The following is a 17,514-nucleotide window of genomic DNA, read 5'->3' as shown; positions in this document are numbered from 1 at the left end:
CTGATTTAGTTTATTGAAAACAAAAAACGTTAAACTTTACTGGTATCTTATGGAATATAAGCAGACAAGAATCATTAGTTCGACATATAAAGAAAGGCAGGAATCCAAAAGCTTGTTTGGTTGCAATGGTTCGGGTCTTTCTTTGATAATGAATACTAACGGCAAAGTAAAAAATCTGCAGGAAAGGGAGTTTCGTATGAAATATAATTTCGATGAAATTGTCAACAGAAGAGGCACTTACTCCATGAAGTGGGATGGTGGAGAACTGATCAAGCAATTCGGACTGACTGAAAGATATGATGAAGACACGATTCCTTTATTTACTGCCGATATGGATTTGCCGGTTCCCCAACCATTAGTTGAAGCTTTGCACAAAACAGTGGATCATCGGATTTACGGTTACTCGGTTTTTCCGGATGAGTATTTTGATGCCATCCAGTCGTGGCTGCAAAATCGGCATGGCTGGAAAGTAGAAAAAGAGCAGATCGTCTACAGTCCCGGAACAGTTCATGCACTGAATATTGCTGTTAAGGCTTTTACAAATCCCGAAGAAGGCATCATCATCCAACGCCCTGTATATCCTCCTTTCACTTCGGTAATTGAAGGGAATGGCCGGAAAGTGGTGAATAACGCGCTAGTAATAGACGGCGATGGCTATTACTCAATCGATTTTGAAGATTTTGAAGCTAAAGCAAAGGATGACCATACGACAATGTTCATCTTGTGCCATCCGCATAACCCGACAGGCAGAGTTTTCAACGAAGAAGAGTTGAAAAAGATGGCTGCCATCTGTCATGAAAACAATGTATTAATTGTAGCTGATGAAATTCATGGCGATTTACTCCGCCGCGGAAAAGAGTTTATTCCAATGGCTAAAATAGCCGACCACACCGATCACCTCATCACGTGCACGGCCATCAATAAAACTTTCAATGTTGCCGGTTTGCATTGTACCAATGTCATCATCTCTGATGAAGAGTTGCGGACCAAATTCGCCACTGAAATGGGCATGCAGTTGGCATCTCCTTTTGCGATTGCTGCTTTGATTGCCGTTTATAACGAAGGTGAAGACTGGCTAGAACAGCTGACGGATTATGTCGATGGAACGATGGCTTATATTAAAGAGTTTTTAGCTGAAAATATGCCTGAAGTAAAGGTATCTATTCCGGAAGGAACGTATATCATGTGGCTGGATTTCAGCGGCTATGGCATATCAGCGAAAGAGATTCATGACCGTATTTACAATAAAGCCAATGTCTTGCTGGAAGATGGCAGTATGTTCGGTGAAGAAGGAGAGTTCTATCAACGGATTTGCACACCGTCTCCGCGGCCGCTTATCCGGGAAGCTTTGGAAAGAATAGCTTCTGAGTTCGAAGATATCTCCCATAAGAATGTGATGGAAAATGCCGGCAATCAATAATTTGTCTGAAATAAGATGCAAGTTAATCCTGATTACTACCTTTACCTTAGGTGCGAAATTTAGTATAATAGAGAAACTTGGAAAACAATAGCGTTTCCGAATGGGTATAAAATTCATTTATCAATTACGATCGATGTCCATACAACACTTAATTTTATATCTTGGTTAAATATTTCAGACAATAGCGCTGACATAAAAACCGAAAAGAATGCCTTAAAAAGGGCGTTTCTTTTCGGTTTTTTCTGTTTCTGAAAAAGAAGGGAAGCGATTGTGCTGTATTACTTCGTAGATCACAAGAAAAAGAAGATTCACAAACGTCAATTTGCCGGAGATCGTTGCGGATTTATAGAAACACCCGTGGAAAACAGAGAATTTACTGATCGAGCTGATTATATCGAACAGTTGGAGAAAAAGGATTCGTATGAGTACTGCCTCCACTGCCAGTCGGTTCTCACCATGAGCAGCTAGAAAAGGCTTTAGTCTAACAAGTAAAGTGGTTGAATTTGTCTAGTGAACTTCATACGAAAATCAGAGACAGCTCAAGTGACTTGAGTTGTCTCTGGCCGTGGAAGTCAGCTGAAAAGCTGGCTTTTTTCGTTATTTGGCAATTTCCAGCAACACCAAAGTATAGCCTTTGTCTGTGATGAAATTCCAGTCAAGAAAGACTTCCATAATTGGTTGTTGTAAAATGACTTCGATTCGGGTCTGCAATAACAATCTTCTTTCTAAAGGACGTTTGACCAATTTCAATTCTTCAATAAAACCTCCATTAATCAGCTCTTTTTCGATTTCAACAAAAATTCCCGACCGCTCAATCAACAGTGTGCGATTGTTTAACCAGTATAACTCAGTTGATTCGGGTGTTTTTTGAGCTTTTCGACTGGCTTCATTCACTTCAGCGCAAATCTTTTTTTCTTCAATATCCGAGTCCCATTCAAAATCTTCAGCAGGTGATTTGTCCGCCATGACCGCTAAGATCATGCCTGTGTGGGTGTCTAAATTCCAGTCTGCGTATATCTCTGAAACTTCGAGTTTCCCAATTTTCCATAAATGCAATTTAATATCCGCGGCCAACTGATTCATCAATAGGTCCCGTGTTTCTAGAACTCTTCGGTGCTCTTGCTGCCTCAGTAGAATTTTTTCAGTAGGAGCTAAAAAACCTCGAAGGTGGATGGAAATAAAAGGGGGGTTGACTGTCACAAATACTGATGTGGGGCCCTTTCCAAAATTGTCTCGCAGTAAAGTGGAAATATAACTGCCGACTTCAGTGTGTATTGTTTTTTCATTTGACATGAGTAGGTCTCCTTCTGTACTTCAGCTGTGGCCAATTTGGCCTGTTAACTATATTGGTGCGTATCGCTATATGTCCCAGTTACCTAGTTAGAACAACATCATCGATTCCTGCGGTCAGGGGTAGATTCGGTAAAAGACATTCAGTTTAATTGGCTTAATTACACGGGGGTTCTGCCGCTTTTTAAAGAATTGAATAAAAGATGTTGGGATTTTGATGTCTGATTCATTTATTTGGAATCAAATAGAAGGTCAAGTAAATAAAATCGGTCTTATTGAATCAGGTTTCAGGTTTTTCTTCTAACTTCTTTGTTTTATGTCAGTAATAAAAGGGTATTATTTGGGAAAAGATACAATAGCTTTTACTTATTTTGAAAGAGTCGATTTAACTATATATGGTGGACTAAAGAATTAGCTTTTTCAACTTAACTAGTATGAAGAAACGAAGAAATCGTTCCAGGGCGGACGCTTTCTTATTAGTAGTCAAGCCTTCTTCTTCTTGATTTTCCGAGGAAATCGAATGAGTAAGGCGCTTTAAATGATTGCTTGGCGTTCCTGTGCTCGCTTTCCGCCGGCGTCTCCGCTGTTTTCTCCCTATCTTTTAGTTCTACTTATATAGAAAGGAGCAACCCATGCCTTCACCTACAGTCAAAACCACGGACTATACAAAAGAAAAAAACCGAAGAGTCCATGCCAAAAGAAATGTCTGGTCAGGACTCTTGTTCGGAATCGGATTAGTGGCGTTCATTGATGAGACGATATTCCATCAGTTGCTGCATTGGCACCATTTTTATGATCGGTCTACCGCGGACGCAGGATTGGTTTCAGATGGCTTTTTTCATGCCTTCAGCTGGTTTGCGACCGTAGCCTCTTTGTTTCTTTTTGCTGATCTTCAGCGCAGAAAAGCCTGGTGGCCAAAGCGTTGGTTAGGCGGCGTGCTGCTCGGTGCCGGAGCTTTTCAGCTTTACGATGGCATTATTCACCATAAATTATTGGAGCTTCACCAAATCCGTTACGGAGTGGATTTGTTGCCCTATGATCTTGCTTGGAATGGAGCAGCGGTGGTTTTCATTTTAGTCGGTATGATTTTGCTTGGGCAAACCCCCAATACACCGGTAAAGCCCAATGGCAACCGTGAAGAAAACACCTAATTCAGCTGTCAGGAGATGTGTTCCGCTATGTTTAAAGCCAAGTGGAGTGTATCATTTATTTTTCATACTTACCTTTTAAAGGCACAAATAACACTTCATTCAATAGAGTGGTGTGAACCTTGCCAGCATTATCCTTCTCGATTAATCGCAGTTCCTGGCTGAAGGAGCTGCCCACAGGAATGACCATCTTTCCATCTTTACTCATTTGCTCAAGAAGCTCTCTCGGTACTTCAGAAGCCGCGGCTGTGACCATGATCCGGTCGAAGGGAGCCTGCTCTACCCAGCCTTCACTTCCATCGCCCAGTTTAAAATAGATGTTGCGGAAGTCTAATTGACCGAGCCGCTCCTGTGCGCGCTTGTGCAATTCGTCAATCCTCTCGATGGTGTAGACGGAACCGGAAAAAGCCGCAAGCAAAGCGGTTTGAAAGCCTGAGCCTGTCCCAAGTTCCAACACCTTCTGTCCAGGCTGAAGGTCGAGCGCCAGCGTCATTTCGAGAACCAGTGAAGGCTGTGAAATGGTTTGTTCAAATCCAATCGGCAAGGCCTGGTCAAATACGGCCAAGTCTTTATTGGAGTCCATGAAAAAACTGCGGTCCATCCTCTTGAAGTAGGAAATGATTTCTTTTCTTCGACTCTTCATTACATACACCCACTTTCTTTTGTTGTAGATTTGCCAAACGAAAAATCTGAGTCATGCATTTTCTGAGTAGTCTTGTTACATTAATTCTAAGGAAATAACAGCAAATTGTATAGTAATTGCAACGAAATCGATGGGCAAAGAAGGAGGAATGATGAAGGTGGAGTTTCAGCAAATGACTATTAAGCAAATTGAAGAAGGTCTCCATCAAAGTGACAGACGATTGGAACTTGCCACTTTTGGGATGGGTTGCTTCTGGGGACCGGAGGCGCGATTCGGAGGCATGCCTGGAGTAGTAAGAACCCGTGTCGGTTTCGCAGGTGGAACGGAGCTGAATCCCACTTACCGGCAAATGGGTGACCACACGGAAACAGTCCAAATTGAATTCGACCCACTGGTAATCAGTTACACAGATGTGCTTAGGGAGTTCTGGCAGAACCATTACCCAAATCGCGATAATTATAAAGGGAGACAGTATATTTCGTTATGGCATTACCATACAGAGCAGCAGCACCAGACGGTTGAGGCTATCAAAAAAGAAATGGAAGCGAAATTGGGCGAAACAATTGAAACAGAAATTACACCCTTTAGCGGGTTCACTGCAGCTGAAGAACGTCATCAAAAATACTACTTGAAAAGATATCCCAAGGCATTGGAGCAGTTGGCAGAACTTTATCCGGACAGAGAATTGCTGACAGACTCAACTTTTGCTGCTCGACTAAATGGATTTGTGAAAGGTTATGGCACAAAAGACAGTGTGCGTGAAGAAATCGCACAATGGAACATGGAAGAAGTCGAACAAAAATTCTTGATTAAACTCTTTTCAAAAATGAAATGGTAGTGGGAAAAGCTGTTCTACCTCATGGAGTACAAGAACCAAGAGGAATATTAGAAAGTCATTTGCGGTAAAAACTTATTGGCTTGTAATTTCATCTTAAAATTGAACGAAGAAACTGCGTTGTCATGAGAAGTAGAAAACAAACACCGAATGGGCACTGCCTTCGGTGTTTTTGCATTTCGTAATAGAGGAAATGGGCGGGAATGCAGAGAACATAATCTATAGGATCTTTTACAGGAAAACAAAGAAGAGGTGACGTTTGATGGATCAAACAACATTAATATTGGCTCTGCTGCCGATTATCATTATTCAATTTGCCTTAATGATTTTTGCATTAGTGGATTTGATAAAAAACCCTAATCCATACGGACCTAAATGGATGTGGGGCGCACTTATTGTTGTTATCAATATCATTGGCCCCCTTTTATACTTTGTTATTGGGAGGAGAAACTATTGAGTAGAGCAGAAGTGGAAAGGCTGACGAAACACTATGGACAGGAAAATGTGGTGGAAGAACTTTCCTTTGTATTGGAGAATGGGACTGCTACGGCTTTAATTGGACCTAATGGAGCGGGAAAAACGACAAGCCTGTCGATGCTGGCTGATTTGCTGTCTCCGTCAAGCGGTATTATTACAATGGCTGAAGGAACTACAATCGGTTTTCTTCCTCAGTATCCGCAATTCTTTCCTTGGCTGACGGCACTTGAGTTTTTGGAGATGGCTGCGAAAATTAGCGGTATTGAGGCTAAGAAAGCTAGGCTACAGGCAATCCGCACTTTGGAATTCGTGGGACTAGCAACTGCCATAAATAAAAAGACCGGTGCTTTTTCAGGAGGGATGAAGCAACGTTTAGGTTTGGCACAGGCAATTGTCCATCAGCCAAAGCTTCTTCTTTTGGATGAACCGATTTCAGCATTGGATCCGACTGGCCGACGAGAAATTATGACTTTGTTGAAGACGTTGCAACAGGATACAACCATCCTATACTCTACTCATATTTTAAATGACGCGGAAGAAATGACCGATCAGCTGTTGTTTATGAAAGATGGGCGTTTGATTGAGCAGGGTTCTTTGAGTGAAGTCAAGAATCGGCATGCCGATCCACATATAAGAATACGGTTTCCAAATCATAACCAAGCGGCATCGTTTGTTGGAAGACTGCCATGGAAACTTGAACTTAAAGGAGATGCGATTTTTCTTCCTGTTCAAAAAAGCAGTCCAACCATGCAGCAAGTTCTCCAAGTTCTGGCTTTTGAAAACCAGGATATCCTGGGAATCGATTTTCAAACAGTGTCTCTGGAAGAAATCTTTATGAAGGTGGTCGCTGCCAAATGAACCAATTCAGCGTTCTCATGCAAAAAGAGTGGCGGGAAAACATGCGTAATTATAAGATTTACTGGATACCTGCCATTTTCATTCTTTTGGGGATTACAGAGCCTGTGGTGAATTACTTTCTGCCGCAGATAATAGAGTCATCTGGTGGACTGCCGGAAGGGGCAGTATTTGAATTCCCGACACCAGCACCTGAACAGATTTTAATCGCAGTCATGGAACAATTTCAAACTATCGGAATCGCGGTGCTGATTCTGGCTTATATGGGAACTGTTGCTGGAGAACGTAAAAGTGGAACAGCTACTTTATTGTATGTGCGTCCACTTTCTTTTCCGGTATACTTTCTCAGTAAGTGGGTGATGGCATCTGCTATTTCTTTATTCAGTGTTTGGCTTGGATTCCTGGCGGGGTATTATTACACGCTATTATTTTTTGGAACAGTTGAGTTCGGCATGCTTCTTCAAATGGTGGGGACCTATAGCATCTGGGTGATGCTTATCGTTTCCATTGTTGTGGCGGCGAGTGCTGCTATGCCAAATGGTGGGCTTGCAGCGGCTGTTGCATTTGCCATCTATGTCATTCTTCAGCTGGCTGATGGTTTATTCGGAACGAGTTGGGCCATCTCTCCAGTAAAGCTGCCTCAATATGCAACAGCCTGGTTAACTGGGAGTTCGGATAGCGCTAGCTTAGCAGGCGCAATCGGAGTTGCTGTTCTGATCATTGTAGCTTTATTTGTTCTTGGTAGCTGGGCATCTCGGAAAAACAAAGCAAAAACCAAAGTTTAGTCTGAAGATTCGGGGGAGTAGTCGAATTTAAATTAGCTAACGGTTCTGATTCCTTGTTTCAGAGTTACGAGAGAACTTGGCTATGTAACAAAAAACATGACTTAGCTAGGCTTTAAAAAGAAGACTTCTTTAGGAGAATGTAAAAATGTGAAAAAGGAGATTAGCAAATGTTGCATCATGTTGAACTGAACGTATCAAACTTAACAGAGTCGAGATCTTTCTATAGCGAGCTGCTGCCGCCGCTTGGATATGCATTGTTTCAGGAATGGCAACAAGGCTTCAGTTACAAGTCAGGTCCTACGTATATTGTTTTTGTGCAAACTGAAGAGAAATTTCTTCAAACGCCTTTTCATCGCAAAGAAACAGGATTGAATCATTTAGCGTTTCATGCGGATTCACGCGTACAAGTGGACGAAATGACTGAAAAAATGAGACAATGGGGAGCGCGAATCTTATATGAAGATCTTCATCCATATGCAGGCGGTCCAGATTATTATGCGGTTTTCCTGGAAGGGCCCGATCGCTTAAAGATTGAGATTACAGCCACAGAAACAGTGTATGGCGATGCAGAGAGAAAAAAATGACTCACTTTTTATCTTGCCGCGCGTCTGGTTTGGTAAAAAATGACGTGAATTAGAAACCCGATTGACTTAATTAAAATCGAATAGAGGTTACTTTTCATGAAGAAACTTACAGTATTTATTCTGATAGTGCTATTGATATGGAGTGGAATTTGGATCAGTAATAAGTGGGTGCAAACCACTGAATATACGGTAACTTCTGAGAAGCTGCCGGAAGCTTTTGACGGGACAAGAATTGTTCAAGTATCGGATTTACATAATGCCACGTTTGGAAGAAATCAATCGTCGTTGATAGAAAAGGTCGAAGCGGCTGGTCCCGATGCTATCTTTTTGACGGGGGATCTTGTTGACAGCAACCGTTATGACCTGGGTGCGAGCTTGGTGCTGGTCGACGCGCTTGTAGAGATGAGTAGTGTTTATTATGTTACTGGAAACCATGAAGTGGCTTCCAATCAGGTTGCAGAAATTGCATCTGCATTACGTGAACGGGGTGTTGTGGTCTTGGCAGATGAGTCGGTAGAATGGGAAAAAGCAGGGGCAACAATCCAGGTTGCAGGAATTGACGATCCTTTGATGGTTCCTGATATACATGAGGACGAAGCTACGCAGAACAGCCTTGAACATGCACAGCTGACAGATGACTTCACGCTGCTGCTGGCTCATCGTCCGGAGTATCTATCCGTTTATGCCGAAGAAGAAGTAGATGTCGTCTTTTCCGGACATGCTCACGGCGGCCAAATTCGCATTCCCGGACTTGGCGGTTTGATTGCTCCAGGACAAGGGTGGTTTCCAAAAGTAACAGAGGGAATCTTCGAAAAAGATCAAACGGAAATGGTCGTCAGCCGAGGGCTTGGTAATAGTACGTTTCCTGTCCGTATTTTTAATCTGCCCGAAGTTGTCGTGGTAACACTGGAAAAAGAGTAAGACAGTCGCATAGAGTATAGAATTGGTGACTCCTATGCATCCATCTACTTGTCATTAGATTTGGTAGCTATACAAGTTGATCTAACGACTCTTATCAAGTGATCTAACGTAAGATAGTAGCGAGATTTTACGTTTTTTATTTTCAATCGACTAAATCAGTGCTAGTGCGTCCATGGGATAAGCCCATAGCGGGAGTCAGCGGGATCAAAGGGAAATCCTGACTCCGTACTGGAGAAGAGCTTGCGCAGGAGTAATCGTCTTGCTCTATCCAAAGCGGTGTATAAAAGGATGATTTTTAAGGTCAACACATAATAGTTGCTGTAGACAGCGAAAGTAAATAAGGAGGTTGTTATAGCTTGATTAAGAAAAGAGAAGTTACATTGCATCGTTACTCCTCAAAAGGGTCAATCGATTACGATTTGCCATCAAACCAACTAGAGTTCACGCGGTTGCCTAAAGAAATCATCGAAAAAGATGCTAAAGATCCGCTAAAACATTTTATTATCATCAAAGCAAGAGGTGAGGATGCGGGTTTTTTCGAACTGGATGAATCGGAAGATCGGAAGAAACATTCAGATAACCCCAGAGCTTTGCTGTTAAGAGGGTTTTCCGTGAATCCCAAATATCAGGGAAGAGGAATCGCGACAGGATCTATCTATGCGCTGCCGGAATTCTTGGAAATGGAGTTTCCAGATTTCGATGAAGTGGTTCTCGGGGTTAATGCCCGGAATATACCCGCGCAGCGCTTGTATCAAAAAGCCGGATTTAAAGACACAGGCCGGCGAATCATGCGCTCGAAAGGTGAGCAATATGTAATGTCACTGCCTATTAATAAAGCCATGTGAGAGTAATCATTCTCTCACATGGCTTTATTTCGTTTATTCGGCTATTACAGTCAGTAAGTCTCCTGCTTCAATCAGGAGAAGGGGAATCCTGCATTGATTGAAATTTTTTTATTCGAAATAAAGATGCCTGTGTATGCTGCAGCCGGGATTGAACGATGAAGAACAACTCGGACAAATGGATGCGCAGGCTAAATATTCAACGACAGACAGTTCATATCCGCAAGTCCCACATAAAACTGCCTTTTCTTGGAACCGTTCTTTTGGCCAAACCTTTTGTTTGCCGCATCCGATGGCTTCATGGCATTCGAAACACGGAAAGTATTCTTGGCAGCAGAAAAATTTAATGGCAATCCGATCGATAGGTGAATGATAGTGAGCACAGCGTGTTTCGACATCAACCCCGATGCCTTTTACTACTTGATGATGGGGCATAACAAATCTCCTTTTCTGAAACGAAACGATATAAGGTGAATTAATAAACCTTCGTAGCAGGTATTCCGCAAACCAGCTGCGCTTGTCGCGGACGAGCGCCAAGCCTCCTCAGTCGCGTTGCTCGATATCTGTAAGTTAGCGAAGAAATAGTAGTTCTTATTAAGTGAAGTGGCTCTCTTAGCGGCGGCGTGTCCATGGGCTGGGCTCCTGCCAGAAAACGGACCAGGCATTCCCGGGACCTCATTTGCGACGAGCTTGCGCAGGAGCAATCGTCTGTGCTTTACCCAAATCGGCCGACGCAGTTTACAATATGATGATTCTTAAGTTCAACTTATATAGCTCAACTTATATGGTTTGCTTTCTTTCTATGCTACTATGAAAGGGACGAAACTACGAATCTAATTCTTCGGGGCAAGGTGAAATTCCTTACCGGCGGTGAGCAGGAAACTGTAAGTCCGTGACCCGGTTGGATGAAGGCAGGCATAGGCCTCTATGCAATGCGCTTCTAAACGGTGGAGCTGGTGAAATTCCGGCACCGACAGTTACAGTCTGGATGGGAGAAGAATGTAGAGATCGGCTTCGTTATGTGCCTCTTCTTTTCAATGAGTTAGAATTGAAAGGAGGAATTTGTATGACCAAAAAACCTTACGAGGGACCAGTCCCTAAAGTCGCAAGGCGACCATCTTTAATCCGGCTCCTTTCCTCCGTGGAAAAAGAGCTTTTTCAAGGTACTAAAAACTGCCGAGCAATCGGCAATCTTGATAAAGAAGTAGGGCACATGCACAGAATAACCTTCAGAATGTTCTTTTCCTCACCACCCATACGCCCCGTGGTGGAAAATACCCAATTACCCGTACGAACTCAATTAAATCTATTCTCACGACTGGAATGGAGGAGTGTGAAAAAATGTTTACAGGCATAGTCGAAGAAGTTGGACACGTTGCTTCAGTCCGCGCTAAACCGCAGGCGATGGAGTTGACCATCTCTTGTGCCCTGATCTTAGAAGACATCAAGCGTGGAGACAGCATCTCCATTAACGGAGTTTGTTTGACTGTCTCGACATTCAACTCTCATACGTTCACAGTTGATGTCATTCCGGAAACGGTCAAGTCCTCGACAATGATCGGATTAAAAGCAGGAGCACGAGTGAATTTGGAACGCGCGATGCCCGCCAACGGGCGTTTCGGCGGTCATTTTGTCAGTGGCCATATCGATGGCGTTGGCATGATCCGTTCAACAAAAAAAGAAGCAAACGCTGTGACCAAAACAATTGAACTTGAACCTCGGCTGATGAAGTACGTGATGCTAAAAGGCTCCATCGCAGTCGATGGTACTTCGCTGACGATTTTTGCGCTTGGCCATAATACGGTGACCATTTCGCTTATTCCGACTACGCAGGAAGATTCGCTATTAGGAGAAAAAGGCATTGGCGACAAAGTCAATATCGAATGTGATTTATTGGCGAAGTATACCGAACGTATTCAAACAGCAGAACCGAAACTCAGCAGAAGCTGGCTGGCAGAAAACGGATTTTAAAGGGAGGCGCAGTAGAGATGTTCTACACTGTAGAAAAAGCCGTTGAAGACTTAAAAAATGGCAAAGCTATTATCGTCATTGATGATGAAGACAGGGAAAACGAAGGCGATTTTATCGCTTTAGCTGAGTTTGCTTCACCTGAAATCGTCAATTTGATGGCGACTGAAGGAAGAGGGTTAATTTGTGTACCGATTGCCCAGTCAATCGCACGAAATTTGCAGATTGGTCTCATGACTGATGACAACACGGATGAATTTGGCACTGCTTTCACAATCAGTGTTGACCATAAAGACACAACTACTGGAATCAGTGCTTTTGAACGCTCCCATACAATCACCAGTTTAGTGAACCCGGATGCGAAAGCAACAGACTTTAAACGTCCTGGTCATATTTTCCCGTTGATTGCAAAAGATGGCGGCGTACTTGACCGGACAGGGCACACCGAAGCAGCTGTAGATTTGGCCAAGCTTGCAGGATCGCCTCCAGCTGGGGTTATATGCGAGATTATGAATCCCGACGGCACAATGGCACGCGTAGATGATTTGCTGAAAGTGGCGGAACGGCTAGGACTTGGCATTCTCACAATTAAAGACTTGGTATCGTATCAGCAAGAAAAGTCAAAATATGACGGCTTACTAATCGACTAGAGGAGATGGAATTGCATGACGGTTCATTTTGAAGGATATTTAAACGGTGAAGGACTGCGGATCGGCATAGTTGTCGGACGCTTTAATGAATTTATCACAAGTAAATTGCTAGGCGGCGCGGAAGACGCGTTAAAGCGCCATGGAGTTGGAGCGGACGATGTCTCAATTGCTTGGGTTCCGGGAGCTTTTGAGATTCCGCTTGTAGCAAAAAAAATGGCGATGAGCGGAAACTACGATGCAGTCATCACGTTAGGGACTGTCATCAGAGGCGCTACGCCTCATTTCGATTATGTCTGCAGCGAAGTTGCAAAAGGTGTATCAAGAGCCAGTGACCAAGCAAATATTCCGGTCATTTTTGGAGTCTTAACGACGGATTCGATTGAACAGGCGATCGAGCGTGCAGGAACAAAAGCAGGCAACAAAGGCTGGGAATCAGCAGCCGGTGCTATTGAGATGGCAAATCTCATGAAAAAATTATAATAGTCAGCTCCTGGGCTTTTGCTCAGGAGTTTTTTCAAGGTTAAAAAAATGGATTTAGGGGAATGTGGTGTATAACTACATTGGGTCCGCCAAATTACGAATAAGGTGAATATAGAATAGAAACTGTTCTAACTTGTACATTAAGAGATAAAATCGAATTAAGGTGGGAAATTATGAACAAAACGATTTTTCTGATTAGACATTGTCAGGCGACCGGGCAGGCGCCCGATGCAGAATTGACTGAAATGGGAAAAAAGCAGGCAAAAGACTTGGCGGAATTTCTGCAAAAACGCCAGGTGATTCATTTTATCTCTAGTCCACTGACACGCGCCATCCAATCCATCGAACCGGCAGCAGACTGTCTGGGTTTGCCGATTAGAATTGATGATCGATTGGCTGAACGTGTATTAAGTTCTGAAGATTTACCGGACTGGATGGAAAAGCTGGAGGAGTCGTTTGATGATGCGGATTTGAAGTTCGCTGGAGGCGAATCTGGAAAAGAAGCAACTGACCGCGCAATGGAAATATTGAACGAAATGGAAGACAGAACCGCAGCGGTGACTCACGGAAACTTATTGGGATTGCTACTGAAACAGATCGATGCGAGCTATGGCTTTTCGGAGTGGCAAAAGCTAACCAATCCGGATGTCTATGAAGTGGAAATAAAAAGCGGCGATGCCTCTGTAAAGCGTGTGTGGAGCTGAGTTACTAAAAAAGGCCAGCAGCTGATTTGCTGCCGGCCGATTGGTCCTTATTATTCAAGTGTATTTCCGGAATCTGGTATCGGATTATTTTTAAGCATACCGGCTAAATGATAAGTGTTATAGGCAAGTCGTTGAATAGCTGATTTGGTAAATTTATTGTCCCGTCCTGCATCCATATAGGAGTCGCCGGGTCCTGCTTCACCAACCCAATAGGCATCAACGTTCGGTGGAATGACGAAACCGATATGGGAAAGACCATACAGAATAGAAGCAGCCGAATGCTTGGCTCCGTCTTCGTTACCTGTGATGGCAACACCCCCGACCTTATTATAGAAAATGGCTTGTCCTTTATCATTGGTTACGCTGCTACTGCCGTACAGACGCTCGATAGCTTGTGTAGCCAGTGAACTTTTTTCCCCGAGCCAGATAGGGGTGCCGATAATAAGAATATCTGCAGCCAATACCTTTTCAAGAATTTGCGGCCACTCGTCTCCTTCACCCATATCGTCCTGAACACCGTATGCTATGTTGTAATCTGCCAAACGAATAATTTCAGATTCCACGCCTAGTTGATTAAAATGAACTCGCACATCATGGATGAATCCTTCGGTATGAGAAGGTTCTGTTGAACTTTTTAATGAAGTGTTAAGAAAAATTGCTTTTAATGTTTGCATTGTATCGCTCCTTCTGATAATCAGGTTATATAAGTTGAGTTAATACGTCAGCTTCCTGCTCTGCTTAAAGCGTGGAGGCGGGAGACGTCAATCCAAACAGAAGTATTCCGTTCTTTCTTCTGCAGGTCTACTGTGGCAATCGCAGTTGAATTTTGGAATAAGCATCTATAGAAAACCATCGGAAAGTATATGTCCACTTCTGATTCGTTTTAATTCAACCTATTATAATTCTCTATTCCCTTTTAAAATAAATCTATGCAACATCTGTTTTAATATATTCGTCTGTAGAAAAGAGGTGTTCTGGATGAAAAAAGCAGACGCGCTGCCTTATACGTGGATCTTTCTCTTCTTATTAATTAAAGTAAGTGCTTTTCGCATGCTTGTTTTTGACGCGAAATCAATTTTGCATATTGCATTGATTGAATTTCCGGTGTGGGCTTTCTTGCTATCGGTTGTTTTACTGGTTGCTAAAAAAAATCTGTGGCGAGCAGTCTGGATTTTCAACTTGCTCACTTCCGTCATCTTTTTCGTAGTCACACTTTATATTCGCTATTATTCTACAATTCCTTCTTATTATGACTTGCAGCAACTTGCGCAGTCTGGTTCTGTCAGCAATACGATTACGATGCTGGGAACTCCGTGGGACTTTCTTTTTTTTGTGGATGCCATTTTGCTGGTATTCCTTGCACGCCGCTGGAAACAGCCAGTGAGACTAGCTGCAATGAAGTACGTTGCGGTCAGCATGGCCGCGGTATGTACAATAACGGTCGCTTACGCTCTCCAGCAGCCCATCATCGATGTTTCCTATTTTGCGAAAGAAAATGGATTTTTGCAGTCCCAACTGGTTCAATTGTATAACCGCTCGACTGAAACTGCACATGCCTCTTCAAGCAAATTGTCGGCAAAAGAGTTGGAGGAGCTCAAAGGCAATAAGTATGTGAAAGCTAGTGAACAGGAAAGCTTCGGAATTGCAGAAAACCGCCATCTTTTCATCATTCAAGTAGAGTCTCTCCAGAATTTCGTCATCGGGCGTTCCCTGAATGGTCAGGAAATCACGCCAAACCTCAATCAGCTGTTGAGCGAAAGTGCTTATTTTCCGAATGTTTTTCAGCAGGTGGGAGCCGGTACAACTTCTGATGCCGAATGGATTGCCAATACAGGGCTGTATTCGCAAGGTATGATTGCTACAGCGAATAGTCTTTCGGGGAAAGAGGCTCCATCATTGGCACGGATATTGAAGGAGAAAGGCTATGGTTCTGCCACTTACCACGCGGATGATGTGACATTTTGGAACCGCGACGTTCTTTATCCGGTTCTTGGCTACGAAGAGATATTCTCGATTGCTGATATTCCGAACGTCAAGCAGGTTGGTTTTGGGCCAGCGGACGAAATTTTGTTTGACTTTGCAGCGAATGAATTGCCTCGACAGCTTGAAACCTATGAGCGCATCTACGCCAATATTGTCACTGTCACCAGCCATACCCCATTCGAAATGCCGGAAGCTATGCAGTATCTAAATTTGCCTGCCGAATATGAAGACATGTACGTCGGAAACTATCTACAATCAATCCGCTATGCAGATGAACAGATCGGCTTGTTCATTCAAGAACTAAAAGATCAAGGGATTTACGATGAATCCCTCATCGCTATTTTTGGTGACCATTCGGGCATGCACGGCACGTTGGTAACTGAGGAAGATCAACTGTTATTAAGCGACTTCTTGGGACATGAATATTCGCTGAAGGACCAATACACCATTCCGCTAATTTTTGCGGGTGGAAATCTTTTTGAAGGAACTGAAATGGCGCGTCTTGGAGGCCAGACAGATATCATGCCAACGCTGCTGACCTTGCTTGGAGTCGAACATGACGAGCCGATGATGGGTCATAACCTGTTCCAATACAAAAAGAATTTGCTGGGCATGCGCTATTATTTGCCAGGCGGGTCTTACATTCAATCTGAACAATTTTATAAAGCACCCGGAGCAAAATTACCGGAAGTTCTGTATGATTTAAAAACTATGGATGAACGCAGGAAAAACAGTGATGCCAAAAAACATATTGATGATACTGAAACACTGATGAACTATGCAGACGCTTTATTGAAAGACTATATCGATGAATAATTTCCTCAGGCAAAGAGAAACCACTATAATAGATAGTAAGCTAGAGATGAGGAGGAAGACGCTCAATGGTAAAAGAATTTGAAAAAGAAGTCATGAAAGCGATGGACAAGATGTTCGAAAATGAAATGAAAAAAGTCAACGATGCACTGGATCAGGAATTGCTGATTTCCTTGATCGGCGAAGTGAACGCCGGCAAATCTTCCACTGTCAATAAAATTATTGGAGAGGATATTGCCAGCACCAATCCGATGCCAGGAGAAACGGTTAGCGTGGATCCTTATAATATCCGTGGACTGGAAAATATCAAATTTATGGATACGCCAGGATTAAATGATCCAAACGATGAAAATCCTAAAAAAACCTTAGAGTTTGTTCAGAAATCCGATGTTGTGCTGTTTTTCCTGAATGCGGCAGGCACGGTATTTTCTGAAAGTGAAAAAGGAAAGTTCAATGAAATCGAAAAACACAATAAAGACATTCTAATAGTTTTGAATAAAATTGACGCTGCGGAAAACATTCCGTCCATCGTCCAATTTGTCCAAGAGCACACGGGAAACAAATACAAAGTTATTCCGATTTCTTCGAAAACAGAAGAAAATTTGGAAACCTTAAAGAAGGAAATCCTTTTTTTGCTCGAAAAGAAGGGCAAGGACCTGCTCTTCGCTAAAAGTATGAAGAAAAAATCTGCTGCTGCTACACGCTGGATTATCGGTGCCGGTGTATCAGCCGGTGTCATCGGTGCATCACCTATCCCAGGTTCTGACGTGCTGCCATTGACAACGCTGCAAGTTGGTTTGATTATCAAATTATCGAATCTTTATGACAAACCGTTAACTAAAAAAGCGGCGAAAGATATGATTGTCATCACTGCAACGCAAACGATCGGCCATACCATTTATCGTCAAGCATTAAAATTCATTCCAGGAGCAGGGTCCATCATCGGTGGAACTGTTGCTTCATCCATGACATTGGCACTTGGCTATGGTGTGAAATATGCTTACGAAAACAATATCGCCATTGATTATGATATGATCGGCGACTTATTTGAAAAGCTGAAAAAGCGCGAGAAAAAAGCGTAATAATTGTCGAACCGCCTTTCTTATGCAGAAGGGC

At 43.0% G+C, this 17,514-nt stretch carries 20 protein-coding genes, 1 pseudogene and 1 riboswitch; of the genes and pseudogenes, 17 read left to right on the top strand and 4 right to left on the bottom strand.

Translation table 11 applies throughout. The annotated features are described in order from the left end of the window. Positions 1–196 precede the first annotated feature (196 nt). On the top strand, positions 197–1,420 hold the full coding sequence (locus tag BBH88_RS15850; RefSeq protein ID WP_006829050.1) for a MalY/PatB family protein: 1,224 nt from the start codon (positions 197–199) through the stop codon (positions 1,418–1,420). Between the two features lie 270 nt (positions 1,421–1,690). Next, complete coding sequence (locus BBH88_RS19450) at positions 1,691–1,888, top strand: hypothetical protein (RefSeq protein WP_006829049.1); 198 nt, start codon at positions 1,691–1,693, stop codon at positions 1,886–1,888. A gap of 129 nt (positions 1,889–2,017) precedes the next feature. On the opposite strand, the gene BBH88_RS15840 is transcribed toward BBH88_RS19450, so the two are convergent. After that, complete coding sequence (locus BBH88_RS15840) at positions 2,018–2,713, bottom strand: Na-translocating system protein MpsC family protein (protein WP_006829048.1); 696 nt, start codon at positions 2,711–2,713, stop codon at positions 2,018–2,020. A gap of 629 nt (positions 2,714–3,342) precedes the next feature. Between BBH88_RS15840 and BBH88_RS15835 the strand changes: the two genes are divergently transcribed. After that, positions 3,343–3,861, top strand: coding sequence for a DUF2243 domain-containing protein (locus tag BBH88_RS15835; RefSeq protein WP_006829047.1), 519 nt, complete (start codon positions 3,343–3,345; stop codon positions 3,859–3,861). A gap of 55 nt (positions 3,862–3,916) precedes the next feature. Here BBH88_RS15835 and BBH88_RS15830 read toward each other — a convergent pair whose 3' ends face one another. Further along, the gene (locus tag BBH88_RS15830) at positions 3,917–4,501 is read right to left on the bottom strand and encodes a protein-L-isoaspartate(D-aspartate) O-methyltransferase (RefSeq protein ID WP_006829046.1); all 585 of its coding nucleotides are present in this window, start codon (positions 4,499–4,501) and stop codon (positions 3,917–3,919) included. 172 nt (positions 4,502–4,673) lie between these two features. Here BBH88_RS15830 and msrA point away from each other — a divergent pair, with 172 nt between their 5' ends. The 7 genes from msrA (at position 4,674) to BBH88_RS15795 (ending at position 9,803) form a co-directional block, all read left to right on the top strand. Continuing rightward, positions 4,674–5,339, top strand: coding sequence for a peptide-methionine (S)-S-oxide reductase MsrA (msrA, locus tag BBH88_RS15825; protein WP_050977224.1), 666 nt, complete (start codon positions 4,674–4,676; stop codon positions 5,337–5,339). A gap of 259 nt (positions 5,340–5,598) precedes the next feature. Continuing rightward, on the top strand, positions 5,599–5,793 hold the full coding sequence (locus tag BBH88_RS15820) for a PLD nuclease N-terminal domain-containing protein (RefSeq protein WP_006829044.1): 195 nt from the start codon (positions 5,599–5,601) through the stop codon (positions 5,791–5,793). After that, positions 5,790–6,671 (top strand): ABC transporter ATP-binding protein, encoded by an 882-nt coding sequence (locus BBH88_RS15815; protein ID WP_006829043.1) that lies wholly within the window; start codon positions 5,790–5,792, stop codon positions 6,669–6,671. Before BBH88_RS15820 ends, BBH88_RS15815 begins: the two co-directional genes overlap by 4 nt. Next, positions 6,668–7,453, top strand: coding sequence for an ABC transporter permease (locus tag BBH88_RS15810; protein WP_006829042.1), 786 nt, complete (start codon positions 6,668–6,670; stop codon positions 7,451–7,453). The genes BBH88_RS15815 and BBH88_RS15810 overlap by 4 nt, the downstream gene beginning before the upstream one ends. A gap of 167 nt (positions 7,454–7,620) precedes the next feature. Next, complete coding sequence (locus BBH88_RS15805; protein ID WP_006829041.1) at positions 7,621–8,037, top strand: VOC family protein; 417 nt, start codon at positions 7,621–7,623, stop codon at positions 8,035–8,037. Between the two features lie 96 nt (positions 8,038–8,133). Beyond that, positions 8,134–8,958, top strand: coding sequence for a metallophosphoesterase (locus BBH88_RS15800; protein ID WP_006829040.1), 825 nt, complete (start codon positions 8,134–8,136; stop codon positions 8,956–8,958). A 356-nt stretch (positions 8,959–9,314) separates the two neighbouring features. Continuing rightward, positions 9,315–9,803 (top strand): GNAT family N-acetyltransferase, encoded by a 489-nt coding sequence (locus tag BBH88_RS15795; protein ID WP_006829039.1) that lies wholly within the window; start codon positions 9,315–9,317, stop codon positions 9,801–9,803. A gap of 108 nt (positions 9,804–9,911) precedes the next feature. On the opposite strand, the gene BBH88_RS18965 is transcribed toward BBH88_RS15795, so the two are convergent. After that, positions 9,912–10,235: a CHY zinc finger protein gene (locus BBH88_RS18965; protein ID WP_006829038.1), complete on the bottom strand. Its 324-nt coding sequence runs from the start codon at positions 10,233–10,235 to the stop codon at positions 9,912–9,914. A 398-nt stretch (positions 10,236–10,633) separates the two neighbouring features. Further along, positions 10,634–10,804: riboswitch (FMN riboswitch) on the top strand. A 62-nt stretch (positions 10,805–10,866) separates the two neighbouring features. On the opposite strand from BBH88_RS18965, the gene BBH88_RS15785 reads away from it, so the two are divergent. The 5 genes and pseudogenes from BBH88_RS15785 (at position 10,867) to BBH88_RS15765 (ending at position 13,602) form a co-directional block, all read left to right on the top strand. Next, positions 10,867–11,157, top strand: a complete 291-nt coding sequence (locus BBH88_RS15785) for a hypothetical protein (RefSeq protein WP_006829037.1) — start codon at positions 10,867–10,869, stop codon at positions 11,155–11,157. Next, a complete protein-coding gene (gene ribE, locus BBH88_RS15780) occupies positions 11,142–11,771 on the top strand; it encodes a riboflavin synthase (RefSeq protein ID WP_006829036.1) in 630 nt (209 codons plus the stop codon). The genes BBH88_RS15785 and ribE overlap by 16 nt, the downstream gene beginning before the upstream one ends. A 17-nt stretch (positions 11,772–11,788) precedes the next feature. Beyond that, positions 11,789–12,394 (top strand): annotated as a pseudogene (ribB, locus tag BBH88_RS15775) (3,4-dihydroxy-2-butanone-4-phosphate synthase); the annotation flags it as partial. Between the two features lie 39 nt (positions 12,395–12,433). Next, a complete protein-coding gene (ribH, locus tag BBH88_RS15770; protein WP_006829034.1) occupies positions 12,434–12,898 on the top strand; it encodes a 6,7-dimethyl-8-ribityllumazine synthase in 465 nt (154 codons plus the stop codon). 173 nt (positions 12,899–13,071) lie between these two features. Beyond that, positions 13,072–13,602, top strand: coding sequence for a histidine phosphatase family protein (locus tag BBH88_RS15765; RefSeq protein ID WP_006829033.1), 531 nt, complete (start codon positions 13,072–13,074; stop codon positions 13,600–13,602). 50 nt (positions 13,603–13,652) lie between these two features. Here BBH88_RS15765 and BBH88_RS15760 read toward each other — a convergent pair whose 3' ends face one another. Further along, positions 13,653–14,276, bottom strand: a complete 624-nt coding sequence (locus BBH88_RS15760; protein WP_006829032.1) for a flavodoxin family protein — start codon at positions 14,274–14,276, stop codon at positions 13,653–13,655. A 304-nt stretch (positions 14,277–14,580) separates the two neighbouring features. Here BBH88_RS15760 and BBH88_RS15755 point away from each other — a divergent pair, with 304 nt between their 5' ends. Together BBH88_RS15755 and BBH88_RS15750 are read left to right on the top strand one after the other, a co-directional pair. Beyond that, positions 14,581–16,401, top strand: coding sequence for an LTA synthase family protein (locus BBH88_RS15755; protein ID WP_006829031.1), 1,821 nt, complete (start codon positions 14,581–14,583; stop codon positions 16,399–16,401). A 65-nt stretch (positions 16,402–16,466) separates the two neighbouring features. Further along, the gene (locus tag BBH88_RS15750; protein WP_006829030.1) at positions 16,467–17,480 is read left to right on the top strand and encodes a YcjF family protein; all 1,014 of its coding nucleotides are present in this window, start codon (positions 16,467–16,469) and stop codon (positions 17,478–17,480) included. Positions 17,481–17,514 lie beyond the last annotated feature (34 nt).

It is taken from the genome of Planococcus antarcticus DSM 14505 (assembly GCF_001687565.2).
Taxonomy (GTDB): Bacteria; Bacillota; Bacilli; order Bacillales_A; family Planococcaceae; genus Planococcus; species Planococcus antarcticus.
The sequence above is the reverse complement of the archived record's forward strand: the minus strand, read 5'-3'. Positions and strand labels throughout refer to the sequence as shown.